The following is a 10777-nucleotide window of genomic DNA, read 5'->3' on the forward strand; positions in this document are numbered from 1 at the left end:
CCGGGAGGGAGCCAGCGCCATGACCCGTGTCCTGCTCACCGGGTTCGAGCCCTTCGGCGGGGAGGAGGTCAACCCCTCCTGGGAGGCCGTCCGCGCCGCCGCCGCACGACCGCCCGAAGGGCTCGTCCTCTCCACCGCGCGGCTGCCCTGCGCCTTCGGCACCGCCCTCGACGCCCTCCGGGAGGCCGTCGACCGCACCGCACCGGACCTCGTGCTCTGCGTGGGGCAGGCGGGCGGCCGCCCCCACGTCACCGTCGAACGCATCGCCGTCAACATCGACGACGCCCGCATCCCCGACAACGCGGGCGCACAGCCCGTCGACGAGCCCGTCGTCCCCGGCGGCCCCGCCGCCTACTTCGCGACCCTGCCGGTCAAGGCGTGCGTCGCGGCCGTGCGCGAGGCCGGGCTGCCCGCCGCCGTCTCCCAGACCGCCGGCACTTTCGTCTGCAACCACGTCTTCTACGGCCTGATGCACCTCGCCGCGACCGAACGCCCCGGGCTGAGGGGCGGGTTCGTGCACGTCCCCTACGCGCCCGCGCAGGTCACCGACCGGGCCCTGCCCTCGCTGCCCGTCGCCACCGTCGCGGAGGCACTCTGTGTGATCGCCGTCACCGCCGCGGGGCGCACCACGGACATCCGTGCGGAAGGCGGAGCCACACACTAGGGGCGTGGCGGACATTCCGCCCGTGCCGTTTCGTCCGTTGTCGGTGTGACCGCCTACTCTGTGCGACGTGACTTCTCCAGCCCCGGCGGCCGCTCCGCCCCAGCTCAACGGGCCGTCGCGGCCGGCCCCGGGCCCGGCCGCCGACGAGGGCCTGGCCCGCCGGCTGCGCGCGCTCGCCTGCACCGCGCCGCTGCACGACCTGGACGCGCGCAAGGCCAACCTCGCGGGCGAGTACGGCGTCTACGCCATGGCGGAGGTGGCGCTCGCCGCCATCGACCTGGTCACGCTCAACATGGACTTCGACACCGGCGCCGACCACGAGCAGATAGTGGCCCGGCTGCAGCCGCGCGTCGCCGCCCAGGCGCCCGAGCGGCCGCAGGCCGAGCACGAGCGGGTGGCCCGCTGGGTCCTGGAGAACCTCATCAACGTCGGCAGTGTCGACCGCGGCTTCCGCGCCGTCTACGGCACCTTCGGTGCCGACGGGGTCTACGTCCGGCGCGACTACGACTTCAAGCTCGTCGAGGAGGTGCCCGGCCCCGGCGGCACGGTCTTCCTGCGCACGACCGACGAAGCCGTCAACGTCCTCGTCGGCGCCCTCGACACCGACGTCACCAGCGCGCAGATCGCCGCCGAGGTGAAGCTGGAGGTCCTCATCAGCCGGGGCCGGCTCGCCGACGCCCAGCTCGCCGCGGAGCAGGCCCGCTACCGCACCGTGCAGTACGCCGAGACCCTCCGCAAGACCCTCGACGCCACCCGGCGCAACGTCCGCGCCGTCGACTGGCTGCGGGCCGTCCCCGACATGATCGCCGAAGCGCTCGACCACGTCGCCGACCGCTACCGCCACGAGAACGCGATCCTCACCAACATCCGCAAGGCCCGCGACGAGGCCGAGGAGCCCGAGCACAAGCGCCGCGCCGCCGAGCTCGTCGACATCGTCAAGGACTGCATCCGCCGCCACACGCAGCTGCAGTCCCGCCTCCTGGAGGCCGGCCCGCTCTTCCGCGCGGAACAGGACCGCCAGGCGTTCGCCGTCTCCTCCGGGCGCTCCGGCCTGGACCTGTACGGCCAGCTGCTCGCCCCCGTGCTCCCCCTGCCGCTCGAAGCGGCCGGGCGCGTCACCGACGCCTTCTTCGCCCGCGGCACGGGGCTGCGCACGCCCGTCTCCGTACGTGTCGTCGACCTCGTCGACATACTCCTCAGCCCGCCCGCCGAGCGGGAGCACCTCGGCGCGGAGATGCCCGAGCCGGACCTCATCGCCACGCCCGACGACAGCCGCTTCAGCGAGGAGCAGCTCGCGAGCGCCATGGAGCTGCTCACCCTCCCGCCCGACGCGCCGCGCCGCCTCTCCGGCCTCCTGGCCGACGCCCGCCGCCGCGACCCCGAACTGCCCTACCTCGTCGCCCTCCTGGCCGTCCACGCCGCGAGCCCCGCGGTCGGCACGACCTACCGCCAGGGAGAGCAGTCCCTCCTCTTCGCCGTCGACGACGGCACGGTCCTCGACGACCCCGAATTCGGCGGCGCCGACCTCATCGTCGGCACGGCCCTGCTGGACGCGGCGGGCATGGCGGCGGACCGCGCGGAGGCGTCATGACGGGGCGCCTGCGGCGAGCGGTCCGGGGCGGCCATGGCCCGGCTCCGGCGGGCCCCGGCGGCTCGGTGCCGGTCCGGCACCGCCGGGCTGCGCCATACGCCTGCTTGCCGTTGCGGCGGGCGAGAAGGTGCGGCAGGCAGCCGTACCGGCACGGGGGCATCGCCGATGCAACGGCGACCCGTGCGTCCTTCGGGAGCCGGGCTTTTCCTTCCGCCGCGACGGTGACCGGCCACGACGCCGTATCCCGGCGGTGCCGGGCCGACCGCAAGTTGCCGTGGCCGGGCCGCGGAGCCGCAGTGCCGGGCCGGGCGCGGCTTCGAGCCGCTGCGGCCGACGCCGGCCCTTCACTCCGGGGAGGGCCGCGAGGCCCTTTCCGCCGCGACGGTGACCGGCCACGACGGCGCACCCCGGCGGTGCCGGACCACCGCAAGTCTCACATCCGCAGGAGCACACCGTGACTGAGTACGACGCCGAAGCCCCGGCGGAGCCGGACGTCGCCGGCGACGCCGACGCACCCGCGCCCGGCGGCAGCGCCCCCGGCACCGTAACCCCCGCGGACGCGGCCGACGCCGCGCGGCTCATCGCGTTCGGGCTGCAGCCCAAGCTCGCGCCCGCGCGGGACGCCGAGTACACCGAGCTGCTGCGCCGCCACCGCGACGACCCCGCGTTCGCCCGCCTCGCGGACGCCGTCGCGGCCGGCCTGGGCCTGGTCGTCCTGGAGGTGTCCACCCGGGCCGGCATGGCCGTGACCGCCGCGGAGGACTCCGTCTTCGCCGTGCGCATGGGCGACTACGCCCGCCGCGCCACCGTCGACTCCGGCGACCGCTTCCTGCACGGCCTCGCCCACCTCGCCGTCGCCGCCCTGGCCTTCCCGCGCCCGGAGGACCTCGCTGACGACGGCTACATCGGCCGGATCACCGTCAACGGCGTGGACGCGTTCGTCCGGCAGGCCTGCCGCCGCCTGGAGGAGCGCGCCGCCGAACAGGGCGAGAACACCGACCCGACGACGGACGCCCCCGGCCTGGAGGCCGCCTGGCGGGTCTACGCGCGCCGCAGCGCGACGGGCGCCACCAAGGACGCCCGCCGCCTGGCCGGCTCGACGACGGGCATCATCGCCAAGGCCGTCGCCTTCCTCGTCGACTCCGGGTTCCTGCAGCGCACCGGCGACGACGCCGGCGGCGCCTTCCGCACCACCGCCCGCTACCAGCTCCAGGTCCGCGACATGGCCGGCAGCGCGGCCATGACCGAACTGCTGGAGCTGGGGGTCGTGCCCGTCGGCGACGGCGGCGCGACGCTCCTGCCGCCGGACGACGCCGACGACCTCGACCTGGTCGCCGACGCCGGCCTGCCCTTCCACGCCTCCTGACGCCTCCGGCGTCTCCCGGCCCCGCCGCCCCCTCCTGCCCCTTCCACTGCGACAAGCGAGAGTCCGCCGCCATGTACGAGCTGTCCCGGGTCCGCCTCTACTCCATCGGGCCCGCCGGTGCGCGCTACGCCGACACCGTGCTGGACCTCCGGGGAGTGGGCGCGCCCGTGCCCACCCCCGCACCGGCGCAGGCGGAGTTCTTCGAGGAGGAGCCCGTCGGGCCGCCGCGCCGTCCCGCCCCGGCCGGCGTGCTCTTCCTGGAGAACGGCGGCGGCAAGTCCGTCCTCCTCAAGCTCATCTTCTCGGTCATGCTGCCGGGCCACCGCAACACCCTGGGCGGCGCCAGCTCGGGCGTGCTGCGCAAGTTCCTGCTGGCCGACGACTGCGGGCACGTCGCCCTGGAGTGGCAGCACGTCCTGACGGGCGAGACGATCGTGGTCGGCAAGGTCAGCGAGTGGCGCGGCCGCCAGGTCTCCAACGACCCGCGGAAGTTCGCCGAGGCCTGGTACTCGTTCCGGCCCGGCCCGGGCCTGAGCCTGGACGCCCTGCCCGTGGCCGAGTCCAGCGCGATGCGCGCCGCCGCCGACGGCACCTCGGGCGCACGGGGACGCCGGCGCACGATGAAGGGCTTCCGCGACGCCCTCACCGAGGCCGGCAAGGCCTACCCGCACCTGGACGTGGTGTGGGAGGAGATCCACGAGCGCTGGAACGAGCACCTCGGCGAGCTCGGCCTCGACCCCGAACTCTTCCGCTACCAGCGCGAGATGAACGCCGACGAGGGCGAGGCCGCCGGCCTCTTCGCCGTCAAGAACGACTCCGACTTCACGGACCTGCTGCTGCGCGCGGTCACCGACACCCGCGACACCGACGGCCTCGCCGACCTCGTGCACGGCTTCGCCCACAAGCTGGGCCGCCGCGCCGAGCTCACCGCCGAGCGGGACTTCACCGCCGGCTCCCTCGACCTGCTGTCGCGCATCGCCGACGCCGCCGTCAAGCGCGAGCAGGCCCGCGGCGTGCACGCCGGCGCCGAGCGCCGCACCCGCGGCCTGGCCCGCCGCCTGTCCGCCCGCGCGTTCGAGGAGCGCGGCCGGGCCGCCGAGCTGGCCGACCAGGTGGCCGCCGCGGCCCACGCCGTGACCGACGCCGAGACCGAGCGCGGCCGCAGCTCCCTGATCGCCGCCGAGATCGCCTACCGGCACGCCTCCCTGGCCCTGGCCGCGGCCGAGAAGGCCGCCGCCGCCCAGCGCCGCGAGCTCAACGACGCCCGCACGCTGCACTCCGCCTGGCAGGCCGCCGAGACCGTGCTGCGCCACCGCGCCGCCGCCGACCGCTCCGCGCGCGTCGCCGCCGCCATTCGCGAGGCCGAGCGCGACGCCGCCCCCGCCCTGGCCGCCCGCGCCCAGGCCGCCACCGAGCTCGTACGGGCCCTCAACACCGCCGCCGAGAACGGCGAGCGGCGCGCCAACGAGGAGGAGGAGCGCTCCGCCGCCCTTCAGGAGGCGAGCGAGGCCGCGCACCGCGACGCGACCGCCGCCGCCACCGAGGCCCAGCGCGCCCGCAGCGAGGCTGGCCACCTGCGCCAGCGCCTGGCCGAGGTCGAGCAGGAGACCGCCGAGGCCGTCCGCGCCGGCTGGATCGACGAGGCCGGCGACGCCGACCCGGCCCGCGCCGCGCTCGCCGCCAGCGACGCCGAGAAGCCCGCCGTCGCCGCCTACGAGGCCGCCCGCGAGGCCGCCCGCCAGGCCGCCGACCGGGCCAAGGAGACGGCCGCCGCCGAGAGCCGCGCCGAGCTGGCCGCGGCCCGCGCCGCGGACGCCGCCACGGCCGCCGAGGCCGCCCACGACGCTGAGCGGCGCGCCGCCGAGTCCATCGGCGCCGAGCAGCGCCTGACCGAACTGCTGGGCCTGCCCGAGCCGGCCGCCGCCGGCCAGGTGCCCGGCCCGCGCGTGGCGGACGGCCCGCACGGCGACGGCCAGCCGCCCGCCCCGCGCCGCTCCGCCGAGGGCGACCCGCAGGCCACGGGCCTGTACTACCCCGGCGCCGTACGGGCGGCCGCCGCCCGCGGCCGCGCGGAGCTGCCGCCCGTGACGGGCCCGCTCACCGCCGAGGAGCTCGACCGCAACGCCGACGCCCTGCGCGAGCTGCTCGACGAGAGCGTCGCCGCCTCCGAGCGCCACCTGTTCGACCTGCGCACGGCCGCCGCCGACGACTCCCGCATCCTGGGCGCCCTCGGCGACGGCGGACTGCTGCCGCCCCGCCCCGACGTCCTCGCGGCCGTGGAGTACCTCGGCGAGCACGGCATCCCCGCCCTGCCCGGCTGGCGCTACCTCGCCCAGGCCGTCGACCCGGCCCGGCACGCCGCCGTCCTCGCGGCGCGCCCCGAGCTCGTCGACGGCGTCGTCATCACCGACACCGACTCCCACGCCCGCGCGCGCGAAGTCCTCGGCACCGCCTCCCTGCTGCCCCGCTCCGCCCTCGCCGTCGGCACCGCAGGCGCCCTGCTCGCCCCCGTCCCGGAGACGGAGCAGCAGGACACGGGCGTCTTCCTCGTACCGCCGAACCCCGCCATGCACGACGAGCGCGCGGCCGACGAGGAGCGGCACACCCTGCGCGAGCGGGCCCTCGCCCGCGACGAGGAGATCCGCGCCATAGCGGCCCGCCTCGCCGGTGACCGCACCCTCGCCGCCCGCCTCTCCTCGTGGCGCGCCGGCTGCCCCGCCGGCCGCCTCGCCGAGCTGGCCGCCGAGGCCGCCCGCGCCCGCGCCGCCGCGGACACCGCCCAGGAGGAGCTGACCGGCCTGCGCGCCGCCCGCGCCGAGGCGGAGGAGACCGCCGCCGAGGCCGCCCGCGTGCGCGACGAGCGGCAGGAGACCGCCCAGCGCGCCCGCCGCGTCGCCGACGCCCTCGCCGGGCTCGCCTACCGCCTGCGCGAGCGCGCCAACTGGCAGGCGCAGGCCCGCGAGCTCGCCGAGGAGGCCGCCGAGGCCGAGGAACGCGCCGCCGAGCTCGTCGACCGCGCCCGCGCCGCCGACGACGCCCGCCGCACCGCCCAGCGCGCCGCCGACGACGCCCGCCGCACCGCCCGCGCCCTGCGCGCCGAGCGCGCGGAGATCGCCGGCGCCCCCGACGAGGTGCCCGAGGCCGCCGGGCCCCCCACCGCCTCGCTGCCCGCCCTGCGCGAGGCCTACCGCGCCGCCTCCCAGGTCTACGAGAAGGTCGGCGTCGGCGCCGACCTCCGTGCCGAACAGGCCCGCGCGGAGAGCGACGAGAGCGCCGCCCGCAACGAACTGGACCGGCTCACCAACAAGGTGCGCACCCGCGCCGCCCAGCTCCTGGAGGGCACCGAAGGCGCCGACGGGCCCTCCCGGCAGGCCGCCGCGGCCCGCGCCGAGGAGCTCGTCCACATGCTGGAGAGCCGCGCCTCCGCGGCCAGCGAGCAGCTGGGCCGGCTGCGCGGCGAGGCCGAGCGCCTCGCCCCGGCCGACGGCGACGCCCACACCGAGCTCCCCGAGGAGCTCGTCCCCGGCGACGCCGACCGCGCCAAGGAGCTCCTGCGCACCGTCACCGGCGAACTCGCCGCCCGCACCGATGCCCTGGAGCGCGCCCGCACCGCCCACAGCGACCTGCTGCGCGCCCACCGCGCCGCCGAGGACGCCGCCACCGGCTTCGACGACACCGCCGCCCTCCTGCGCGACCTGCTGCGCGACAACTCCCCGGAGGACGACACCGAGGAGCCCGAGCCGTACAGCGGCAGCCTGGAGGAGGCCCGTCAGGCCGCGGCCGAGGCCCGCCGCTCCCTGCGCGGCTGCGCCGGCGACCTGTCGGCCGCCGAGTCCGCCGTCCGCGAGGCGAGCGACGTCCTCGTCCGGCACGCCAACTCCACCCGCTACGAGCAGGTGCGCACCCCCGCCCGCCAGCAGATCCGCGAGCTCCCCGCGGCCGCCCTGCCCGAGCACGCGGCCGCGTGGGCCGAGGCGTTCGCGCCCCGCCTGCGCGTGCTGACCGACGAGCTGGAGCAGCTGGAGCGCAACCGCGACAGCATCGTGGACCGGCTGCGCGGCCTCGTGGAGTCCTCGCTCACCACCCTGCGCTCCGCGCAGCGCCTGTCCCGGCTGCCCGAGGGCCTGGGGGAGTGGTCGGGCCAGGAGTTCCTGCGCATCCGCTTCGACGACCCCGACCAGAGCACCCTCACCGAGCGCCTCGGCGAAGTCATCGACGAGGCGACCCGCTCCGCGGTCAAGAAGAACTCCGACCTGCGCCGCGACGGCATGTCCCTGCTGCTGCGCGGCGTCCAGGCGGCCCTGCAGCCGCGCGGCGTCGCCGTGGAGATCCTCAAGCCCGACGCGGTGCTGCGCGCCGAGCGGGTGCCCGTCCGGCAGATGGGCGACGTGTTCTCCGGAGGCCAGCTGCTGACCGCGGCCATCGCCCTGTACTGCACCATGGCGGCGCTGCGCAGCAACGACCGCGGCCGCGACAAGCAGCGCCACGCGGGCACCCTGTTCCTCGACAACCCCATCGGTCGCGCCAACGCCACGTACCTGCTGGAGCTCCAGCGGGCCGTCGCGGACGCCCTCGGGGTGCAGCTGCTCTACACCACCGGCCTGTTCGACACCACGGCCCTGGCCGAGTTCCCGCTGGTGATCCGGCTGCGCAACGACGCGGACCTGAGGGCGGGCCTGAAGTACATCAGCGTCGAGGAGCACCTGCGCCCCGGTCTGCCCCAGCAGCAGGACCCGGACGGGGAGCAGGTCCACGGCCAGATCACGGCGACGCGGATGTACCGCCGCCCGGCGGAGGAGGCACCGGCACAGGCCTGACCGGCCGGGCCCCGCGGCCCCCCGCTCCGCTAGGCCCGCAGCACCTCCTCGATGCTGTCGCGCAGCTGCCGCAGCCTGTCGAGCTGCCCGCCCGGGCGGTGCATGGCCTCGTCGATGGCCAGCAGCTCCTCGGCGGGCACCCGGGAGACGTACGTGCGCAGCTCGGTGAGGTCCAGCCGCCGGTTGAAGTCGTGCACCGCGTCCCGCCAGCGGTGCAGCAGGGAGATGAGCTCGGCGTGCCCGGGTTCGGAGAACACCCCCGACACCAGGGCCGCGTCCGTCGCCGACTGCACGAGGCGGGGGTACACACGCGCCTTCGGCGCGAAGCGGTCCAAGGGGGCGAAGCCCCCGCCCGTCAGCAGTTCGGTGTTCTTCACGAGCTCGCCGGCCAGGGCGTGCAGTACCTGGGCGCGCCGCTCGCGGGCGGCCGCCCGCCGCTCGGCGTACACCCCGGTGATGGCGGCGACGAGCGCGAGCCCGGAGGTCGCGGGCTCGAAGCGGCCGTCGCGGCCCTGGGCGACGGTCAGCCACCAGCCGCAGATGCCGAGCGCGAGCAACAGGCAGGCGATGGTGGCGGCGGCGAAGAACTGCCGGCTGAACCGGCCGAGGAACCCGGTCACGGTGACGCCCCGTCAGTCGAAGGGGTTGGGCCCGTCGGGCCGCACGCCGTCACCCTTCGCCAGGAGCAGCAGCGTCATCCCGAAGGCGGGCCGGTCGAAGGACGTGTGCCCGGCCTCGTGGGTCTCGCCCACCATGGTGACCCGGGCGTCCACCAGCATCTTCTCCAGCCCCGCCCGGGTGTACTTCCGGCTGAGCAGGAGGCGGATGGTGTCCTGGTCGGGGAACGGCACCGTGCTGCGGTCGGGCAGCGTCAGCTCCAGCTCGGTGCCGGTCCGGTTGCGGTAGACCACCTTGATCAGCAGTGCCCGGTCGTCCTCGACGAGCCCCTCGCACGTGAGGCTGTTCATGTCGATCTGCAGGTCGGTGTACTGCAGCAGGGCGCTGGTGACGAACTCGCGGAAGCGCGGGCTGTTCTCGTACTCCTGCGCCGCGGCCCGCGCCGCCACCTCGTCCTGCCCGGCCGTGCTGGCCACCTCCAGCAGGAAGCGGTCCTGCGGCCGCAGCAGCTTCTCGGCCAGCAGGGTCAGCAACTGCGTGTCGCTGTCGAAGTTCGCCAGGGTGTTGCCCAGCAGCGAGTACACCACCGGCTCGTCGCCCACCGTGCTGCGGATCAGCGTGCCCAGCCGGTCGAGGTTGGCCGGCATGGAGAAGTCCAGCTGGACGGGGAGCACGTCCGCGGGGGGCACGTGCAGGTGCTGCAGCGCCTCGCGCTGGGCGAGGCGCAGCATCTCCGCGCTGACGTCCACGGGGAGGTAACAGCCGCAGTGGCCGCGGCTGTCCAGGGAGCGCAGCAGCGCCTGGTCCTTCTGCCCGGTGCCCGGACCGAGGCTCACATAGTGCAGCGGGCCGTCCGGGAGCCGCTCGCTCAGACCGCGCCAGCGCCGGCTGAACGACGCGATGCTCTCGCGCATCACCGGGTAGTACAGGTCGTTGCACGCGTGGGCCCACGCCACCGTCGACTCCAGGCCCCAGTACGAGAAGCCGGAGGTGATCAGCTTGCCCGAGCCCGAAGGGTCGGGGCCGCGCCGCAGCCCGGCCGTCACCTGCGCCAGCTTGCCCGACTGCTCCTCGCCCACCAGACACACCGTCCAGCCGGCGTCCCGGAGGATCTCCGGAATCCGATGTACCGCCCGGTCCCGCTCCGCCATCCGTACATCCCCCCATGGCCCGTCAGCCCGCCCGTGCCCGGCGTACGCCACCGTCAACTGCCGAACCTACCGGGCAGTTGACGATCAGGGGAAGCCGGGGCGACGGGCCCGTCTGCCCGCACGCGCCGTACTGCTGGGCACGGACACCACTCCGTGCCGCTGCCGCCACACCTGCCGCGTCACCCACACGTCCAGCACCGCCCATGTGGTGGCCACCACACTCGCCAGGGTGCACAGCAGCGCGGGCAGGGCCAGCCACAGCTCGGCCAGCGCGAACAGCGCCGCCACCATGCCCTGCACCAGCGTGACGGCGACGAAAAGGACCGCACGCACCGCGGCCGTGCGCACCGGATCCGGCATCCGGCGCCTGCGGGCGGGCTCCTCCACCCACAGCGGCGGCCGCGCCCGGTCCGACGGGACGTCATGATCCCGCTCCACGAGCTCACCCCCTCGTCGGCGGACCGCTCCGCCGCCTCCCGTGCCGACGGCCGGCCGTAGCGGTCCGGCTCCCTCCACAAGAGCGAAGGAGGGTGCCCGATAGTTCCCATGGGCAAGGAATTACCGCCATAC

Annotated in this window: 6 protein-coding genes and 1 pseudogene; 4 read left to right on the forward strand and 3 right to left on the reverse strand. The window is 76.1% G+C overall.

Annotation, left to right across the window (positions count from 1 at the left end):
- Nucleotides 1–19 precede the first annotated feature (19 nt).
- The 4 genes from pcp to ACOTKD_RS32545 all read left to right on the forward strand — a co-directional run bounded on the left by pcp (nucleotide 20) and on the right by ACOTKD_RS32545 (nucleotide 8438).
- Nucleotides 20–664 carry a pyroglutamyl-peptidase I gene (gene pcp, locus ACOTKD_RS32530; protein WP_424892581.1) on the forward strand — a complete coding sequence of 215 codons (645 nt, stop codon included), beginning with the start codon at nucleotides 20–22 and terminating at the stop codon, nucleotides 662–664.
- Nucleotides 665–731: 67 nt separating this feature from the next.
- A complete protein-coding gene (locus ACOTKD_RS32535) occupies nucleotides 732–2255 on the forward strand; it encodes a hypothetical protein (RefSeq protein WP_424892582.1) in 1524 nt (507 codons plus the stop codon).
- A gap of 454 nt (nucleotides 2256–2709) precedes the next feature.
- A complete protein-coding gene (locus tag ACOTKD_RS32540) occupies nucleotides 2710–3621 on the forward strand; it encodes a hypothetical protein (protein ID WP_424892583.1) in 912 nt (303 codons plus the stop codon).
- A 71-nt stretch (nucleotides 3622–3692) separates the two neighbouring features.
- Nucleotides 3693–8438, forward strand: coding sequence for a hypothetical protein (locus tag ACOTKD_RS32545; RefSeq protein WP_424892584.1), 4746 nt, complete (start codon nucleotides 3693–3695; stop codon nucleotides 8436–8438).
- A 29-nt stretch (nucleotides 8439–8467) separates the two neighbouring features.
- Here the strand turns inward: ACOTKD_RS32545 and ACOTKD_RS32550 are convergent, their stop codons facing one another.
- The 3 genes and pseudogenes from ACOTKD_RS32550 to ACOTKD_RS32560 form a co-directional block, all read right to left on the reverse strand.
- Entirely contained in the window at nucleotides 8468–9058 is a 591-nt protein-coding gene (locus tag ACOTKD_RS32550) for a hypothetical protein (RefSeq protein ID WP_424892585.1), read from the reverse strand.
- Between the two features lie 12 nt (nucleotides 9059–9070).
- Nucleotides 9071–10207: an L-histidine N(alpha)-methyltransferase gene (locus tag ACOTKD_RS32555; RefSeq protein ID WP_424892586.1), complete on the reverse strand. Its 1137-nt coding sequence runs from the start codon at nucleotides 10205–10207 to the stop codon at nucleotides 9071–9073.
- 99 nt (nucleotides 10208–10306) lie between these two features.
- A pseudogene (locus ACOTKD_RS32560) lies at nucleotides 10307–10645 on the reverse strand (hypothetical protein); the annotation flags it as partial.
- Nucleotides 10646–10777 lie beyond the last annotated feature (132 nt).

Origin of the sequence: Streptomyces sp. XH2 (assembly GCF_049725035.1) — a bacterium.
GTDB lineage: Bacteria > Actinomycetota > Actinomycetes > Streptomycetales > Streptomycetaceae > Streptomyces > Streptomyces roseoverticillatus.